The sequence below is a fragment of the Lyngbya aestuarii BL J genome (genome assembly GCF_000478195.2).
Classification (GTDB): Bacteria; Cyanobacteriota; Cyanobacteriia; order Cyanobacteriales; family Microcoleaceae; genus Capilliphycus; species Capilliphycus aestuarii.
Map to the genome: position 1 here is coordinate 61803 of NZ_AUZM01000019.1, position 19181 is coordinate 80983.

Annotated in this window: 15 protein-coding genes; 9 read left to right on the top strand and 6 right to left on the bottom strand. The window is 40.8% G+C overall.

Annotated features, from left to right (window positions below; genetic code table 11):
• Positions 1–20: 20 nt before the first annotated feature.
• Positions 21–4607, top strand: coding sequence for an nSTAND1 domain-containing NTPase (locus M595_RS10400; protein WP_023066104.1), 4587 nt, complete (start codon positions 21–23; stop codon positions 4605–4607).
• 73 nt (positions 4608–4680) lie between these two features.
• Here M595_RS10400 and M595_RS10405 read toward each other — a convergent pair whose 3' ends face one another.
• Positions 4681–5136, bottom strand: coding sequence for a hypothetical protein (locus M595_RS10405; RefSeq protein ID WP_023066168.1), 456 nt, complete (start codon positions 5134–5136; stop codon positions 4681–4683).
• 376 nt (positions 5137–5512) lie between these two features.
• Between M595_RS10405 and M595_RS10410 the strand changes: the two genes are divergently transcribed.
• From M595_RS10410 to M595_RS31120, 4 genes are all read left to right on the top strand, one after another.
• Complete coding sequence (locus tag M595_RS10410) at positions 5513–9232, top strand: WD40 domain-containing protein (protein WP_023066114.1); 3720 nt, start codon at positions 5513–5515, stop codon at positions 9230–9232.
• Between the two features lie 50 nt (positions 9233–9282).
• Positions 9283–9546, top strand: a complete 264-nt coding sequence (locus tag M595_RS10415) for a hypothetical protein (protein WP_023066115.1) — start codon at positions 9283–9285, stop codon at positions 9544–9546.
• 348 nt (positions 9547–9894) lie between these two features.
• Complete coding sequence (locus M595_RS10420; protein ID WP_023066167.1) at positions 9895–10770, top strand: alpha/beta hydrolase; 876 nt, start codon at positions 9895–9897, stop codon at positions 10768–10770.
• Positions 10771–10893: 123 nt separating this feature from the next.
• Entirely contained in the window at positions 10894–11067 is a 174-nt protein-coding gene (locus tag M595_RS31120; protein ID WP_023066098.1) for a hypothetical protein, read from the top strand.
• A 151-nt stretch (positions 11068–11218) separates the two neighbouring features.
• On the opposite strand, the gene M595_RS10425 is transcribed toward M595_RS31120, so the two are convergent.
• Together M595_RS10425 and M595_RS10430 are read right to left on the bottom strand one after the other, a co-directional pair.
• Entirely contained in the window at positions 11219–12271 is a 1053-nt protein-coding gene (locus M595_RS10425; RefSeq protein WP_023066108.1) for a Fe(3+) ABC transporter substrate-binding protein, read from the bottom strand.
• Positions 12272–12527: 256 nt separating this feature from the next.
• On the bottom strand, positions 12528–13031 hold the full coding sequence (locus M595_RS10430; RefSeq protein ID WP_152983558.1) for a pentapeptide repeat-containing protein: 504 nt from the start codon (positions 13029–13031) through the stop codon (positions 12528–12530).
• Between the two features lie 81 nt (positions 13032–13112).
• Here M595_RS10430 and M595_RS10435 point away from each other — a divergent pair, with 81 nt between their 5' ends.
• Complete coding sequence (locus M595_RS10435) at positions 13113–13646, top strand: YraN family protein (protein ID WP_023066172.1); 534 nt, start codon at positions 13113–13115, stop codon at positions 13644–13646.
• Positions 13647–13654: 8 nt separating this feature from the next.
• Here M595_RS10435 and M595_RS10440 read toward each other — a convergent pair whose 3' ends face one another.
• A complete protein-coding gene (locus M595_RS10440; protein WP_023066157.1) occupies positions 13655–14044 on the bottom strand; it encodes a hypothetical protein in 390 nt (129 codons plus the stop codon).
• A gap of 238 nt (positions 14045–14282) precedes the next feature.
• Here M595_RS10440 and queA point away from each other — a divergent pair, with 238 nt between their 5' ends.
• Positions 14283–15404, top strand: coding sequence for a tRNA preQ1(34) S-adenosylmethionine ribosyltransferase-isomerase QueA (gene queA, locus M595_RS10445; protein ID WP_023066173.1), 1122 nt, complete (start codon positions 14283–14285; stop codon positions 15402–15404).
• Positions 15405–15473: 69 nt separating this feature from the next.
• Here the strand turns inward: queA and rpmF are convergent, their stop codons facing one another.
• Positions 15474–15653 carry a 50S ribosomal protein L32 gene (gene rpmF / locus M595_RS10450; RefSeq protein ID WP_040483906.1) on the bottom strand — a complete coding sequence of 60 codons (180 nt, stop codon included), beginning with the start codon at positions 15651–15653 and terminating at the stop codon, positions 15474–15476.
• Positions 15654–15766: 113 nt separating this feature from the next.
• On the opposite strand from rpmF, the gene M595_RS10455 reads away from it, so the two are divergent.
• A complete protein-coding gene (locus tag M595_RS10455) occupies positions 15767–17095 on the top strand; it encodes a glutamine synthetase family protein (RefSeq protein WP_023066190.1) in 1329 nt (442 codons plus the stop codon).
• 89 nt (positions 17096–17184) lie between these two features.
• Entirely contained in the window at positions 17185–18324 is a 1140-nt protein-coding gene (locus tag M595_RS10460) for an amidohydrolase family protein (RefSeq protein ID WP_203419056.1), read from the top strand.
• On the opposite strand, the gene M595_RS10465 is transcribed toward M595_RS10460, so the two are convergent.
• Positions 18321–19103 (bottom strand): hypothetical protein, encoded by a 783-nt coding sequence (locus tag M595_RS10465; RefSeq protein WP_040483907.1) that lies wholly within the window; start codon positions 19101–19103, stop codon positions 18321–18323. The two genes, M595_RS10460 and M595_RS10465, sit on opposite strands and share 4 nt — an antisense overlap.
• Positions 19104–19181: the final 78 nt, after the last annotated feature.

The following is a 19181-nucleotide window of genomic DNA, read 5'->3' on the forward strand; positions in this document are numbered from 1 at the left end:
ATTGATTTGGAGATTCAGCTATGATTTGGAGTTTAGACAGAACCCATTTTAATCGCAACATCGCAGTTGTTATTGGTATTAATAATTACCAACATGGAATTCATCGCCTCAAAACTGCTGTTAATGATGCAGAAGCCATTGCTAATCTTTTAGAGAAAGAATACAAATATCAAATCATTCGCCTCTTTCCAGGTAAGCATGAAGATTCTCGTGAAGCAACATTAACTGAATTTAATCAACTTTTGTTTGAAACACTGCCTCAAAAAATTAAGCCAACAGAAGGCGATCGCCTCTTATTTTATTTTGCTGGACATGGCATTGCTCGTAATAGTGAAGACGGGCCAGCCGGAGCCATAATTCCTCAAGATGCTCAGTTAGGAAATTGGGAAACTTATCTCCCGATGAAGAAGCTAAATGAGGCACTTTCTAAACTTGAATGCCATCATTTATTAGTGGTATTAGATTGTTGTTTTGCGGGGAATTTTCGCTGGTCAAGTCATCGAAATGTAATTCCAGAATTAGAAACTATTCACCGAGAACATTATGACCGCTTTATTCGCTATCCGGCTTGGCAAGCTATCACCTCCGCCGCTCATAATCAAGAAGCCCTAGACTATACTGATGAGCGCGGAATAGCACCAGACTCTCAGCATTCACCTTTTGCTAAAGCTCTCATTAATGGCTTGAAGGATATAAAGGCAGATTTTACTAAGGATGGGATAATTACAGCCCCGGAACTTTATCTGTATCTGCGTGATCGCTTAATCGATAAAGATGGCTTGAGTGAATTACAAACCGCTGGACTTTGGCCGTTACCAAAGCATGACCGAGGGGAGTTTATTTTGACTTTACCCGGTTTTGTACCCGAGAAATTAAAACCCGCTCCACCACTCAATCAAGATAATAATCCCTACCGAGGTTTGGAATCTTTTGATGAGAAATATAGCGAACTCTTTTTTGGTCGAACTGAACTGATTGAAGAATTACATAAGTTTATAAAAGATCAGGCACTCTCAGTCGTACTAGGTGCTTCCGGTTCTGGTAAATCAAGTTTAGTCAAAGCGGGTTTAATTCCTAAATTACGAAAATATGAAACTAATAAATGGTGTATTTTACCTCCCATTCGTCCCGGTGAAACTCCCTTAATTGCCTTAAACAATGCGTTGAAAGAAGCTAAGTTACCAGAAGTAATATTTACAAATCCACAGCAAAATTTGGCAAGCAGTATTAAGAAATGGGCGAAAGATAACCCGAATACAAAGCTATTAATCTTTATTGACCAAAGCGAAGAAATTATTACCCTGTGTAAAGATGAGGAAAAACGTCAACAATTTTTCCAACAAATACTGACAGCCATTGATGCTCATCGAGATAAATTACGAGTTATTCTCTCTCTGCGTTCTGACTTTGAACCTCAAGTTCGAGATGCAGGTTTTCAGTTTATCCCTGAAGGCTATAGCGTCAAGCAAACTGAGCTAAAAAATCGGTGGCAAAACGGACGATTTATGGTTTCGGCAATGACGAGAGGGGAATTGCGCGAAGCCATTCAGAAACCAGCAGAAGCACGGGTGATGTTTTTTCAGCCCCAAGAATTGGTTGAAAAAATTGTTGATGAAGTGGCAGATATGCCGGGTGCTTTACCTCTACTTTCTTTTGCCTTGAGTGAACTTTATCTCAAGTATTTAGAGCGACAACGCCAGGCAAAAATTGAAGGAATAATCATTGAGCGGACAATGATTCAAGAAGATTATCAAGACTTAGGAGGAGTCATTCTATCCCTTACTCAAAAGGCTGATGAAGAAGATCATAAATTAGTTGCAAAAGATTTAGCTTACGAGCAAGTGATTCGTCATGTTATGCTGCGAATGATTGCTCTGGGTGGAGGAGAATTAGTCCGTCGGCGTGTGCCATTATCTGAACTAGAATATCCACCAGAAAAACAAGAGTTAGTTGATACAGTCATCGATAATTTTACAGCAGCACGGTTACTGGTGAAAGGAACAGATTCCGAGGAAAAAAATTATGTAGAACCTGCTCATGATGCTTTGGTATCAGGATGGCAAAAGTTATTAACCTGGAAGCAGAAGTATGAGGAAAGTTTACTATTACAACGACGGTTAACTGTTGCGGCTGAAGAATGGGATGAGCGAGCAAGAAATAAGCCCGAAGAAGCACAGAAAGGAATTATAGACAAAACTGATCCGGTATTAGATTGGTTAGATCAACGACTTTTGACTATCGAAAACAGAGTGAATAAAATTCCGGCTCTATTATCTCAAGTATTTGGGCGATTGCACGATCAAAAAAAGTCTTCCAAAGAGAAAGATGATCAACAAAAGTCGTCGAGCGAGAAATCTAAACAGTTTTTGTGGAATGGGAATCCTTATCTCAATGTATTGAATGAAACATTAGACTCAAAAGATAATTGGTTGAATCAAACAGAAGTTAAGTTTGTAAAGCAAAGCACTTTGCAAAGGCGAAAAAATGCGAGCTGGCGGTGGCGAATTGCGATCGCCGTTATGCTGGGATTGAGTAGTTTGACGATTTGGGCTTTAATAGGTCTGCGAGATACGCAGATAGCACAAATCCGTAATTTGAGACAATCTACAGAACAAAAGCGGCTATCGAAACACGAGTTAGAAGCGTTGCTAGATGTTTTACAGATAGGAAAGTTACTTGACAACTGGCTTTTGTCCTTATTTAAGCCAGATGCAGAGATCCAGCAGTTGAGAATAACACTGCCAAAGGTAGTTTATACCGTGCAAGAACTTAACCGACTGGAAACACAAGGTCGTCCTGTTATGGCATTAGATTTCCAGTCTACTCCCAACGGCGAGATGATTGTCACAAGGGATAGTGCGGGAATAGCCGTTTGGCATTTAGATGGCAGACTGGAGAAAAAGTATACTTTTGATGAAGTCAATGCTATAGTGCAGCAGTCAAATGGCAATTTTTGCAAAACTTTGGAGCAAAAGTCTTTGCTTCCCGTGTTAAATTGTAGCCCTGACGGCAAGATGTTTGCAAGGGGAGATTTAGAAGGAAAAGGAACAGTCAATCTCTGGAAGAGTGATGGGAGTTGGCACAAGACCTTCAAAGCACATAATAGAACATATAACAAAGCTATAATGACAGTCAGATTCAGCCCTGACAGCCAGATGATTGCTACAGGAACTTGGGGAAATGAGGTAAGTCTCTGGAAGCTAGATGGTACGTTGTACAAAACATTGGAAGGACATAGCGATCCCGTTAATGCATTAGATTTCAGCCGTGATGGTCAGATGATTGCTTCAGCGAGTAATGACGGAACGGTGAAACTTTGGAACAGAGACGGCACCTTGTTGAAAACTCTTGAAGGAGATAAGAGTCAGGTTTGGGGTGTTAGTATCAGCCCTGATAGCCAGATGATTGCTTCAGCGAGTAATGACGGATCGGAAAAACTTTGGAACAGAGACGGCACATTGTTGAAAACCCTAGAAGGACATAGAAATACAGTGCGTGCGGTGGGATTCAGTGCCGATGGTCACATCCTAGCCTCAGCAAGTGATGACGGAACGGTGAAACTCTGGAAGCTAGGCAACACACCGTTGACAATCTTAGATGATTCGGATGTAGTTTACACAGCACGTTTTAATCCTGATGGCAAGACAATTGCCACGACAAGTGGACATGGTAATGTAACACTTTGGCAAAAGGATGGCACGCTCCTAAAGAAAACTGAAAAATGGCAGTCTGGACCGATTACTGCGTTAGAATTCAGTCCCGATGGTCAGTTAATTGTCTCGGCGGCTGGGGATAGAACCGTCAAACTTTCGAGAGCGGACGGTTCTGATGGAAAACTTCTAGAAGGGCATACGGGTGAAACACAGCTTAAAGAAGTTCAATCTGTAAGTTTTAGCCCTGACAGCCAGATATTTGCTATTGGGGATGTCGATGGGAAGATCGAACTCTGGAACAGAGACCGCACCTTGCTGAAAACCCTCGAAGGTCATAATGCTACTGTTTCGGGTCTAAGTTTTAGCCCCGATGGCCAGATTTTTGCCTCAGCGAGTTGGGACGGAGCGGTGAAACTATGGAACAGAGACGGTTCGTTTAAGCAAACTCTCCGAGATCAACGTGCTTCATTGTTGGGAGTAGCTTTCAGTCCCGATAAGCAACCCGACGACCAAATAATTGCTGCGGCAAGTGCGGACGGGACAGTCAAACTCTGGAAGAGAGACGGCATAGAACTGAAACCTCTCGTAGGACATAACGATCAGGTTAAGGCAGTAGCTTTCAGTCCCAATGGTCAGCTAATTGCCACAGCAAGTTATGACAAAACGGTGAAACTTTGGAACAGAGACGGCACGTTGCTCAAAACTTTCTATGGGCATAACGATCTGGTTAACGCAGTAGCTTTTAGCCCTGATGGTAAGAGACTTGCCTCAGCTAGTAATGACAAAACGGTGAAACTTTGGAATTTGGATCTCGATCTAGATGTAGGTGGGCTAAGGAAATACACTTGCAATTGGATGCGGGACTATTTGCAGAATAACCCTAATGTTAGTAAGAGCGATCGCCGTTTATGTGATGATGTTCCTTCCCTAAATAGAAACAGCCTGAATAAGTGATAATATATTCAACTTTATGAGCGCAAAGCTTGCGCCCTTTTGAATCATTTTTCTGCGCTCTTTCCTGTTATTTTTAGATTGTTTTTTCCCAACTTGAACAAATTGTTTCCCCGACTGATTTAGCAATTTTTTGAACAATTAACGTTGACACAATCGCTGCAACTGCGGGTGCTAACCCTAAATTTGTCACTAAAACAGGAGTAATTAAACCTGCGGCTTTTGTGGTGTTTTCCTTCATTGCAGCTTCAATGGTTTGCAACATTTCCCCCTGATCTCCGAAGGGATTTCCACACAACAAATCATAGGATTCTGCATTCATTTTTTTTAATAAACGTTCGCCAATTTCTAAGGCTTTATCCGCCAGCGGCCCCCTCGGAACCCCTCCCCGACTGACTTCTTCTAGATCGCTAATGGCACCTCGTTCATTCAAATTATCTCCCAATTCCTGAACATACGTCCCCAATTTTATCTTGAGTTCGTCTTCGTCAAACTGTTGTAAATTCTCGATTAATTCATTAATATTTGCCACGTTAATTGACCTCGTTGTTGTTGTTATTAAAAAGGTGAAATATTTTGTCATTCTGAGTTAAACGAAGAATAATATAGATGTTTCGCTACACTCAACATGACAGCTATTATAGCGTTTCTCAAGCTGATGAGGTACGGTTTGGGGATCAAAGTCCCCCTTTTGAAGCAGGGGGATTTAGGGGGATTGTTCGTATCTCACCGGATCAATGACAGCTATTAAATGTTCATTCTACAATTTACTATAAATTTGAGTGCGTATCGCTATTTTTTCACTGAGATTTATACTCAACTGACTTGAAATCTAGAGATTCTCTTGAAAAACTGGGTTGATGCGTGTATTTTTGAGATAATAAATTAAATAATTCAGGGATGTATCTATGCCAAGACCTAACTATGGCCCACAGTCTAAAAAACGGACAAAGTGCCTTTTGGAAGTCTTGATCACCTACGCTAATGGAGAGTTTGGAGAATGCGATCGCTTTGAGTCACAGATTCAGGTAAACTGGCAAACAGAGAAACAATTGGTTGTCCGTACAAAGGTGAGATATCTTGAAGCATTGACAGCCGAAATCGGTAAAGAAGAAAAGTTAAATTGTACTCAACTCAAAGAGAGTCTAAAACGTCTCAAAGATTTTCTCGAAATATTAGAAGATAATCGCTGTTCGACTCAAGGATCAGATCATTGGCACTTTACTTTAAAATTATGGCATCATCGACGGGATATAGCCGGAAATTTAGCAGAATTTGATCGACAGTGGGAACAACGACGTTCACCGAAATCTAAGCAGTCAACTCTGGAAATAACCCCAACACAAACGACTGAAATTTTACCCAACAATAATATTAGTATCAATCAAGTTAGTTCGCGTCAAGATTGGGGAGAAGCACCAAATTGTGCAGAATTTTATGATCGGGAAACTGAACTTTCTACTCTCACGAATTGGATTCTAGAACAACGCTGTCAGTTAGTCACCGTGTTGGGAATGGGAGGAATGGGAAAAACCGCCCTTTCGGTGAAACTTACTCAACAAATTAAAGGTGAATTTTCGGGATTAATTTGGCGAAGTCTCCGCAATGCACCACCTCTTGAAAAATTACTAACCGAGTTAATTCAATTCGTCTCCAATGAACAATTAACCCAACTTACCAAAACGGTTGATGAACAAATTTCTACCTTGATTCAATATCTCCAATACTCTCGTTTTTTATTGATTTTAGATAACGTTGAGTCAATTCTCGATAGCAACAAACGGGCGGGGAGTTATCGAGATAGTTATGAACGTTACGGACAACTATTTAGAAGTATTGGAGAAACCCAACATCAAAGTTGTTTGCTATTAACCAGTCGAGAAAAACCCCGAGGAATTGGATATCGAGAGGGAAATAATCAACCGATTCGTTCTTTGCAACTCGAAGGTTTACAAGATGCGGGTCAGTATCTTTTACAAGAAAAAGGCTTTAAAATATTGCCAGAAGATGCTACAATATTAACCAAATCCTATGCTGGAAATCCTCTCGCCTTAAAAATTGTCTCAACGACTATAGCCGAACTATTTGAGGGAGATGTTGGTCAGTTTTTAGCGGAAGGAACGATTATTTTTGGAGATATTGCCGACTTACTCGATCAACAGTTTAGTCGCTTATCCTCTCTCGAACAACAGGTGATGTATTGGCTAGCAATTCATCAAGAATGGATGTCTTTTTCTCAACTCAAACACGCTTTAGTGACTTCTTTTTCTCAACGAGACTTATTAGAAGCCTTAGAATCTTTACAACAGCGATCGCTGATCGAAAAACAATCCGCCCAATTTACACAGCAACCTGTTGTAATGGAGTATATCACCGAACAATTGATCGAGAAAGTCTTTGCAGAAATCACCACCGGAGACATTAATCTTTTTGATACTCATGCTTTAATAGAAGCCCAAACCAAAGACTATTTAAGAACCGCCCAAATTCGTCTCATTCTCAAACCTCTTAGCGCAAAATTATTAACCCTATTTTCCCATCCCGAAGCCGTCTATCAATGTTTAACCCAACGCTTAGAACAATTGCGATCGCGTTCTGTTCAAAAACGAGGATATGCAGCCGGAAATCTTCTCAATCTTCTAATCGAATTAAAATTACCCCTCAGTGATTTAGACTTTTCCAATTTAACCGTTTTGCAAGCCTATTTACAAGGTGTAAATTTACATCGAGTTAACTTTTCTCACGCCGATCTCAATCAATGTGTATTCACTCAAACGGTGGGCGGTGTGTTATCAATTGCCCTCAGTCCCGATGGTGAATTATTAGCCACTGGAATTGATGAAGATATTGTATTTTGGCAAATCAATGAAGGACGACCTTTATCTATTCTTCCCGGACATAAAGCTTGGGTAATGGCCGTTAGTTTTAGTCCTGATAGTAACATTCTTGCGAGTGGAAGCAATGACCAAACCGTTCGACTTTGGGATGTAAAAACAGGTCAATGTTTGAAAACCTTACGAGGTCATAATAGTCGGGTACAGTCTCTCGCATTCAGTGAAGATGGGAAAATGATCGCCAGTGGAAGTAATGATAAAACCGTTCGACTTTGGGATGTAGAAACCGGAAAATGTTTACAAGTTTTAACAGGTCACTATCGACGAATTTTAGCAATTGTGTTTCATTTAAAATACGGTTTAGTGATCAGTTGTGGTGAAGATGAAACGGTGAGATTTTGGAATATTACCACCGGAAAATGTGTGCGGGTTTTAAAAACACAAGTCAATTGGATGTCTTCAATGGCACTTCATCCAGAGGGTAAAATCTTAATCACAGCAAGTGATGGAAATACCGTTAAATTTTGGGATATAGAAACCGGAAAATGCACACAAATATTAGCCGGATACCAAGAACGAGTTTGGGCGGTGGCGTTTAGTCCAGACGGTCAAAAATTCGCAACCGGAAGCAATGATCAGACGATTAAAATCTGGGATTTTAGTACAGGTGAATGCGTCAAAACCTTACAAGAACATCGTCATTTAGTGTGGTGGGTGGGGTTTAGTCCAGATGGTCAAACGTTAGTTAGTGTGAGTCAAGATCAAAGCGTTAAATTTTGGCAATTTGCTTCGGGTCAATGTTTAAAGACCCTAGATGCTTATAGTAATTGGGTGTCGTTTGTGACGTTCAATCCTGATGGTAAACTGTTAGTTAGTTGTAGTGAAGATGGTTTAGTTAGACTGTGGAATATTCACACTAAAACCTGCGAAAAAACCTTAACAGGTCATACAAATATTGTCTCCTCAGCCGCCTTTCATCCCCTGGGTCAACTATTAGCAACTGCCAGTGATGATAGTACCGTTAAACTCTGGGATATAACAACGGGAGAATGTCTAAAAACTCTTTGGGGTCACGAAAGTTGGGTACATTCAGTCAGTTGTAGTCGTCAGGGTTTGTTAGCAACTGGAAGCCGCGATAAAACCGTAAAAATTTGGGATATTAAAACGGGAGAATGTTTACAAACTTTAGCCGGACATTTGCATCGGGTGAAGTCGGTGGCGTTTAGTCCTGGTGGTAAAATATTGGCAAGTGGAAGTGATGACCAAACCCTAAAAATTTGGGATATAAAACAGGGAATTTGTTTACAAACTTTGTCTGAACATACGGACTGGGTATTGGGTGTGGCGTTTAGTCCAGATGGTAAAATATTGGCAAGTGCAGGAGGCGATCGCACGGTTAAACTTTGGAAAATACAAACGGGAAACTGTGTGCAAACACTGATGGGACATCGACAACGAGTGCGGTCAGTTGCGTTTAATTATGATGGGAGTAAAGTAGTTAGTAGCAGTGATGATCATACGGTAAAAGTTTGGAATTTGCCCACTGGAGACTGTGTTTATACTTGTCATGGACACAGCCAAACGGTTTGGTCTGTCGCCTGTTCTCCTGAAGGTAAAATTTTCGCTAGTGGTGGTGATGATCAAACGATTAAATTGTGGGAAATGACAACGGGAGAATGTCTAAATACGATGATTTTAGCCCGACCCTATGAAGGGATGAAAATTACCGCAACAACAGGTTTAACTTCTGCCCAAAAAGTAGCGCTAAAAGCATTAGGATCAATCGAGGAGTAATTCAGAGTATAATACTAAAATGTTTGCATTGAATGAGCTACTATTTTAATATGAACGAAGAAAAAAAGCTCGATCAAGAAAATCAAAACCCAGAAGAAACTTTTCAATCTCGGGGTGATCCAGGTCGTACAGATAGAGGCCCTACACCCAATAAAAAGATTGAATTTGATGATCCAGGTCGTGACAGAGGCCCAAGCAAACCTACCCCAGAAACAACTGAAAATCCGGCTAAGGTAGACCGAGGCCCGACGTCAAATGAAAATGAAAAGATTGAACCTGACAGTCCAGGTAAGGGAGATAGAGGCCCCAGTTGACCATAGGGTAAAATTTTAAAGTTGAGAGAGGTGAGGTAAATTTTACAGAAATTATCTAAATCTGGCTAATCTCAAAACTTTTCCCTCTCAATAATAATCTACTGATAATATTGAGGAACTTTCAAATAAGCCAAACGATTTACAAACTCCAGATCTTAGCCAGATTATTTATAGAAACAGTATTTATTAATGATTGGGAAGAACAGGGACAAAAGTGCCTTAATTTCTGTTTAATAGTTCTGAAAAACAGACGAATCTAGGATTATTGATCGTGCAGGAGTTATCAATTTATTTACAAATACGTTTATAATAGTAGACGGTTTGATGAGATTTGCAAAATTAGCTTGTATGGCAGACACAACTCCCATTCTTTTAGGACGACTGGAACTCATTTTAGCTATAGGATCTGCACTCGCTTACACCGTTGCTTGTCTTATTCTTCGCTTTGCTCAAAGTCAGTTTATTTTTTTCCCCTCTAGAAAAATCAAAGCGACACCAGAAGAATTTAATTTATCTTATCAAGAAGTTTGGCTACCGATCACCACAAAAAAGGGAAAGCGAGAACAGGTTCATGGATGGTGGATTCCTTCTCCTTCGACTTCCTTAAAAGCAGAACGAGTAATTTTAGATTGTCATGGAAATCGCAGTAATATCAGCGCAAATTTGGATTATGCTCAACAATTTCATCTGATGAATTTATCGGTATTTTTAATCGATTATCGAGGATATGGACGCAGCACAAAACGTATCCCCTCAGAGGCAACAGTATATCAAGATGTCGAAGCCGCTTGGAATTACTTAATCCATGAACGGGGAATTGAGCCTCATAATATTTTTGTTTTTGGTCATTCTCTTGGGGGAGCGATTGCCATTGATTTGGCTTCTAAACATCCAGAAATAGCGGGATTAATTATTGAAAGTTCTTTTACTTCAATTCGGAAGATGGTTGATTTTAAAAAAATATATTGGATGTTCCCCATTGATATTTTGTTAACTCAAACTTTTAACTCGATCGCTAAAGTTTCTCAGCTAAAAATGCCGATTCTATTTACTCACGGCACCCACGATCGCGTTGTTCCAGTCGAAATGAGTCATGATTTATTTGCCAGCGCCACTGAACCCAAACAACTGTTAATTATACCCGGTGCAGGTCATAATGATGTTCGTCAAGCCGGAGGTTCTCGATATCGCGAGGCTTTGCAGCAGTTTATAGAACAGTGTTAATTGAGTTTGCTTATAAGTTCTACAAAAAATTGATATTTGTAAACCAGAAATAAATTGCCATACTTCTTGTAATTATAGCGAAAATAAATTACAATTAAGGATATAAACTAATCAGGTACAATCATGGATACAGGTTTATTATCAGGTTTATTGCTCGCTTTTGTTAATGGTATGATCTGTCTAGCTTTACCCCTGATTTTAGCTAGCACTCAGCGCCAATCTCGGCAAGCCACTGATTTAACTGCCCTCTCACCCTCATTCAAATCATCTGAATTAATTTCCCAAGAAGCAAATTAGTTAGATTTCTTGACTCTCAGTTGAGCTTGATTCTAGAAAACGGTTAACTACTCATAAATCAAGTCAAAATGATTGAGGGAATAACCCAAAAGCCATTTAGATTTTAGGTTATCCCCGTTGTTTTTCTTCAGAAATATGCTTGAGAGTCAGATTATTTCCAACCGGCTCTATCCATCAACCGAATAGCTTCAGCATTATTCTGACCATAAGCAGCAACATTCATAGAGTCATTTTTGAACGTTCCATATTGAGCTAAAGCAGGTGAAACCGGAACGCCACTAACAACAGGATATTCATGATTTCCTTGAGCAAATATTTTTTGAGCTTCTGGACTCACCAAATACTCTAAAAACTTAACCGCTCCTGCTTTATTGGGCGCTGATTTAACAACTCCAGCACCACTAATATTCACGTGAGTTCCTCGTTCTCGTTGATTCGGGAAAAACATCCCCACCTTTTGAACCACCGCCTGATCTTCAGGATCATTAGAACTCGCTAAACGAGCCAAATAATAACTATTTGCAATACCAACATCGCCTACACCCGCAGCCACCGCTTTAATTTGAGCCGTATCATTTCCTTCTGGGGGACGAGCAAAGTTTGACACAAAACCCTTAGCCCATTTTTCACTATCTGCGGCACCATGAACTTCTAAAAGCGATGCCACTAAAGATTGATTGTAAATATTATTAGACGAGCGAATCAGTACCTTCCCTTTCCATTTAGGATCAGCTAAATCTTCATAGCTCGAGAGTTGAGCCGGATTCACTTTATTTTTATTGTACATGATCACTCTCGCCCGTTTGGATAGACCAAACCATCGATTTTCTGGATCTCGTAAATTTGCAGGAATTGCATTATTTAAGACTGAAGAAGAAACGGGCTGAAATATGCCTTCCTGTTGCGCTCTCCAGAGATTCCCGGCATCAACAGTAATCAGAACATCCGCCGGGCTATTGGCACCTTCGCTCTTAATCCGTTCAATTAACTGGGAAGCATCCCCTTCAACCAGATTGACTTTAATCCCAGTTTTGTCTGTGAAGCCTTGATAAAGTTGATTATCTGTATCATAATGCCGGGATGAATAGAGGTTAATGGTTCCCGGATCGGCAAAACTGCCTCTTTTACTGAGAAGTTCTCCTAATGTTACCGTAGCAAAAGCAGTTCCACTTGCTAAAAATACTCGTCGTGTAATTTTACTCATTGCGGCTTTATTCCTTGACATAATGAACTGGCAGAGGTTTAATAGTCTGAACTCTGCATATAGACTTAAGCGGTTAATGCAACTAATTCTTAAGTTAAAGATTCGACAAACGATTGTATCATAAGATATCTGTTTTTATCAGGAAAGTTTACTATTAACCCCAGAGTCCGAGCCACTGAACGAAAAAAAACACCCCGCCATCAGTAAGGGTGAAGCATTAAACTTGAATCTAAAAGCTTTTCAGGCTATCGAGCCATTATTTGCAATAGAGCGTATCGCGAGTATTACGTCCCGTCACTGGGTTAGTCCCCTCAGCCAACGCACAAAGCTTTTCTTGCATATCTCGACGTAATAAAACATCGGTGAAATCAGCCCCCGCGATCATCGTATCCGAAAAATCAGTATTATAGGCAAAAGCCCCTTCCAGGATAGCGTTAGTGAGGTTTGCTCTATTTAAGCGAGCAGTATCTAAAGTGGCATAGCTGAGATCCGCCCCTTCAAAATTGGTTCGTTGTAGCTTTGCGCCAAACAAACTCACACCCCGCAAGTTACTATGACTGAAGTTGCTGTCTCGTAGGTTCGCAAAGTCAAACTCAGAGTCTGTGAGAACCTGTCCAGAAAAATCAGCCTCGATCAGGGTTTGCTTCTCGTAGTTTTCGGCCCCTGCACTTTGAGCCGTAATTCCAGTTAAAATGAGCCAAAGTCCAACGAGAATCGCTAAACTAATCCTTTGAAATCGCGAGAACATATTACTATTCATATCCCAACTCTTTCGAGGGTTTGAGTCCCATCACTATTAATCAAGTAAACCAACAAATTTGAAATCAACCTTTATCCTACCGTGACTATTCCCTTTTCGAGCCGTAATTCTTCTTCTAGCCAGTCTCAAAAAATTGGGACTTTGGGAGAACAACTCGTACAAGCCTGGTTAAAGCAACAAGGTTGGGAGATTCTCTTTCATCAGTATCGCTGTCGGTGGGGAGAAATTGACTTGATTGCGCGAGAAGTCAAAGATCCAAAAGTCCAATCAAAATTAGACTCCACTGTGATTTTTGTAGAAGTGAAAACCCGCAGCAAACGCAATTGGGATTCGGATGGTCTTTTAGCGATTACCCCGAACAAACAAGCTAAACTGATCAAATCGGCACAAACATTTTTAAGCGACCACCCCGAACTCGCTGACTCCCCGTGTCGGTTTGATGTCGCTTTAGTTCGATGCGATCGCTCTTTAGCTTTTAATTTTAACTCTGATTCTAAATCAATGGCTCAGAAGCCATCATTTCCAACCCTAACTAAAGGCCAACCTATAGAATTTAGAGGCTATCAACTTATCATTCAAAGCTATATTCAATCAGCATTTGGAGATAACAGTTAGGGGTCACTCTAAGCCAGAGCTTCTGGACAATAACCCAAACCTTGCACAAACTGAGTTCGGAAGGCTTCAATATCTTCTCGATTGGGTTTGCCATGAGACACCACAGCTACTTGATAGCGACGCATCACACTCAAGGGAGACTGTCCTGTTTCTAGGCCCCACAATGCCATTTTAATGCGAATATTGGGTTCGTAAGGGATTCCTAACTCACTCATAAACGCTCTAAAATCTCCATGCTGTTTAGCAGTGAGAGACTGACTCATTTTGACTTTGACAATCCATCCATCAATTTGGTGGATTACTGTAACAAGCCGAACAGGGAGTTGGGTCTGAGTATGCAAATGATCCACAACTCTCAGCGTCAGGCTAGTATTGGCAATGTAGTAGAGGTATTCCATCAATCATCATCTCCCGCATAGTCCTCCCGCCATTTAATCGCTTGACTTGGTTTTCCAAGTTACGACTCGGAGCAAACAGGGCGGGTTCTGTGCTTCTATCGGTATTACTGCTTTATACTTCTATGGTCGCGAGATTAACTTACTCTTGCCAGGGGAAAAGCACCCGATTTAAGATGGGGGATTCTACCCAAAGTTATTTTGAATGGGGTAACAAATTTTCTCCCGACTTCTTAACACCATGGAAATAAACAAACTCGACTGGACGACAGAAGGTTACGACTACAAACTTCCAGAGGAACGAATCGCCCAAAATCCGGTGGTTCCTCGAGATCAATCCCGCTTATTAGTCATCGACTCACTCACTTCTCACCATCACCGTATTTTTCGGGATCTTCCCCATTGGCTGAAGTCAGATGACTTATTGGTTTTCAATAATACTCAGGTCATTCCCGCTCGTCTTTACGGTCACAAATCGAGTGGGGGTTCTGTTGAAATCCTATTGCTTGAAGAACAAAAACCCAATTTTTGGTTAGCTTTAGTTAAACCCGGAAAACGTTTCAAACCCGGTGTTCGGATTGAATTTGAACCGCTTCACCCAGCTCCTGATTCTATTCTACAACCTTTGAGTGCAACTGTTGTAGACACAGACGAAACCACAGGCGGACGGTTATTAGAATTTAATCTTCCTCAAGGACAATCTTTAATTGAACAATTAGATCAGTTTGGTCATATTCCCTTCCCCCCTTACGTTAACCAATCACAAGCTTTTCCGCAACAATATCAAACAATTTATGCCCAACGACCGGGGGCTGTTGCAGCACCCACAGCGGGTTTACACTTTACTGAAGAACTTTTTGAACGCTTACACCATCAGGGAATTCACAAAGCGTTTGTCACCTTACACGTCGGAGTCGGAACGTTTCGCCCCGTAGAAGTCCAAGATATTACCACTCATCAAATGCACGCGGAATGGATCGAAGTCTCCTCAGAAACGGTAAAACAAATCCAGAAAACCAAAGCCAATGGGGGGCGAGTCATAGCAGTCGGCACCACAGTTGTCCGAACCTTGGAAGGAGTAGCGATGGCTGAAGGTAAACTAACTCCCTACAGTGGAAAAACAGATGCTTTTATCTATCCCGGTTATCAATTTCAGGTGATTGATGGATTAATTACTAATTTTCACCTTCCCCGGTCTAGCTTAATGATGTTAGTCGCCGCTTTCATCGGTCGTCAACGACTGTTAGACTTGTACCAAGACGCGATCGCTCAAAGTGCTGAAGGTTTTACTCATCCCTATCGTTTTTATTCGTTTGGAGATGCAATGTTAATTTTGCCCGAAGCCCGAATTTCTAGAAGTTGATCAATGTTGAGATTAAAAGTACACCGAGGCTGGCTGCTGCCAACCCCTATACCTAGCAGTACAATAGCCTTATTCGTCGTCGTCTTCTTCTTCTTCGTCACTCGGATAGACAAAGCTCTTGGAACGACCAGTCAGAATTGATTTCCCTAAAGAAAGGGCTTTTTCGGCTTCTACTCTAGCTTTGCGCTTCCAATGCGCTTTCCGCATATCACGCTTAGATCTGGACTTTTTCTTCTTGGGAACCGCCATGAGAATTACTCAAATTATTGTTACAAGACAAACTATTATACTATCTCATTTTAAGGCCGTTTGCTCAAAGACTGCGGTACTTGTTGACATTCCGACCTACTACGAGAAAACAGATGCAAGATCGCGTTCTTTCCACTCTTGACCAAGCTGCGGTGCGCTTTATTCGGATTTTGTGGTGCGATAACGCCAATATCATTCGAGCGAAAGCCGTTCATCGCAATCGACTCCGAACCTATTCTACTTACGGTGTTGGTATTTCTGCTGCTCAACAAGCCATTCCTGTGATGTTTGATGCGCCTGTTTCAGGAGTCGGACTCGGGCCAGTCGGAGAAATTCGTCTTGTACCGGATTGGAATACTCTAACGATTATACCCTATGCTATAGGTCATGCTCGGGTGATGGGAAATATGGTCAAAGATGGACAACCCTGGTCATTTTGTCCCCGTGATTGCCTGCAACGAGCGATCGCCACAGCCACAGATCAGGGGTTAGAAATCAAAGCCGCTTTTGAGAATGAATTTTATTTACTCAAATCATTATCCGGTGAAATTGTTCCCGCAGATGACACTGTTTTTGCAACAACTTCATCAATGGACTTACAACAACAAACGATTGATGAAATTGCTGAAGCCTTAATTGCTCAAGGAATTTCTGTAGAACAATATTATCCTGAATCTGGCCCCGGACAACAAGAAATATCTATATTGTACACTGATGCAGCGATCGCCGCCGATCAGCAGATTATCTTTCGAGAAACTGTCAAAGCCATCGCCCGAAAACATGATCTTTATGCCTCTTTTTTACCTAAAATCTTCCCCAATCAAGCCGGAAGTGGCGCTCATTTGCATCTGAGTTTGTGGCAAGGAGAAAACAATTTATTACCCGATAAAACCGGAAAAATTTCCCCCCTAGCGCGTCATTTTGTGGCTGGCTTACTCAAGCATCTAGACGCATTAATGGCATTAACAACTCCGAGTCCAAATTCCTATCGACGTATTCAACCTCAAACCTGGAGTGGTGCATTCTGTTGTTGGGGATATGATAACCGAGAAGCCGCCATTCGAGTTCCCCAAAACCCCGAACTCCCCAGTCCAACTCACCTAGAATTTAAAACCGTGGATGCGACGGCTAATCCTTATATTGCTCTTTCGGGTATCATTGCTGCGGGATTAGATGGAGTGCGTCACAAATTGGAATTACCCGAACCTGTAACCGTTGATCCTGCGACTTTAAGCGAATCTGAACGGAATGAACGAGGAATCTATCGTTTACCCAGAAATTTAGGGGAAGCCATCCAAAAATTGCAACACAATCAAGTGTTAATTGAGGCTTTGGGTTCAGATTTAGCGGCGGCTTATCTAGCAGTGCGTCAAGCGGAGTGGAATGCCATGAAAGATTGGCAACTTGAACAAGAAGTTAAGTTATTAATTGATCGCTACTAACAACAATTTTCCCGAATTAAGAGTATCTTAGGATAGGGAGGATATCAAACAATGCCTCCTTCCTTTAAACTTTGACCCTGAAATTTGCCATGATGAATCTTTGGGATATTCCCGTCATTGACCATCACGCTCACAATTTATTAACGACAGAAGCATCTTTAAACTTGCCCTATGTGGCTGCATTTACAGAAGGATATGATCCTGATATTCTCGCTCATCATGCGCGTCATAGTTTGTTTTATCGACGCAGTATTCGTGATATTGCTCAACTCTTAGACTGTGAACCCACAGAAACCGCAATTTTAACTTGTCGTCAGAATTTGGGTTTAGAAAAACTCACCCAACATTGTTTAAACGCTGCAAATTTAGAAGCCTTATTCCTCGATGATGGATTCTTAGCAGACAAAATTTTACCCTGGACATGGCATCAACAATTTATTCCCACCCAAAAAATTTTAAGATTGGAGGAGTTAGCCGAAAATCTATTCAGTCAAGCCTCTAAGTTTGAGACTTTTTTAGAACTGTTTTTACAAGCCATCGATCCACCTCCAAGCGAAGTCATTGCCTTTAAAAGTATTGCTGCGTACCGTACAGGTTTAGATATTCAAATCACTCCGATTGATTTTGCACGTTCCCGTTTTATTTTACTCAAAAAAGCGGCAGATGAATCTCCAATTCGCTTAGTTGATAAACCGTTAATTGATTTTTTGATTACTCAAGCCTTAGAAGTCGCCGCCAAATATAAACTTCCGGTTCAATTTCATACCGGATTTGGTGATCCAGACCTAGATTTATTTGTCGGAAATCCTGTGCTTTTGCGTCCTTTACTCGAAGAAAAACGTTGGCGTGATGCTCCCATTGTTTTGCTTCATGCGTCTTATCCTTACACCCGAGAAGCCGGATATCTCGCCTCAGTTTATCCCCAAGTTTACCTCGATTTTGGTTTAGCGGTTCCGTTTTTAAGTGTGATGGGGATGCGTTCAACTTTGAGACAGTTATTAGAGCTTTCTCCCACGACAAAGTTAATGTATTCTTCTGATGCTCATAATATTCCTGAACTCTATTATTTGGGTGCAAAATGGGGACGAGAAATTTTAAAGCAAGTTCTCGAAGAAAGTATTAAAGATGGAGATTTAACTGTTAGTGAAGCGGAAGATATTGCTCGAAGAATGTTATCGGAAAATGCCAGAGGACTGTATTTAAACTTCAAAGCTCAGAAGTTAGATTAAGTGTTGTTCTTGTTCAAAATCGGATAAAGTTGTTCTAGTTTTTCTGGGGTTGCCTCTTTGAGGGGAATCACTTGTGTTGTTGCCAACGGTAGGGTATAATCATTATACTGTACAAAACTTATATTCTCTAAACTGAGAGCTAGTTCTAAAGGCGATCGCATTCTTAAGTGTTCCTGGATTTTTTGCTCAACTTCCTGCCTTTTTTCTACTGAAATCGTAGAGTTTAAAAGTCCAATTCTTAGATAACAATCATTATCAATATTATCTGGATTTCCGTGATATTTATGCAGTAAATTATAGGTTTCAGCCGAACGACGGAGATGATCAATATTCATCATAATTGTTTCCATCTTTATCGGCCATCCGATCAAAACAGCAATATTATTTTGAAAGCAAAAAGATCGTTCATAGGGATGTTTACTACCACTATTAAACCCATAGTCTACTGAAAATTCATAGCCACCAAACCGAATATTGATTGGAAGTTGAGAACAATTCTGGATGAAATTCAGAAAACCATGAAAATCAACAATTCGAGATTCTTCTCGTCTTTCCAAAAACCACTGACTCAAAATTCCTTGTTCAGTTTTTACGCCTTCACAACCCAAAAGAGTCGCGTGAATAGACTCTAACGGATAACATTCAAAAACGCCAGGAAGTAAATTAGACAACTGTTGCTGTAATTCTAGAATTAATCTCGTAAATTCTGGAGATTTATTTCCATAAAAAGCAACCAAACTAACATTCGGAAAATTTGGAATTAAGCCTTGAGACATCATCTGCTAGGATATATAAAAGGTGTTAATAATAACCTAGCGCATGACAAAAAAATTATTCACGAGAAACAGTCCTCCCCA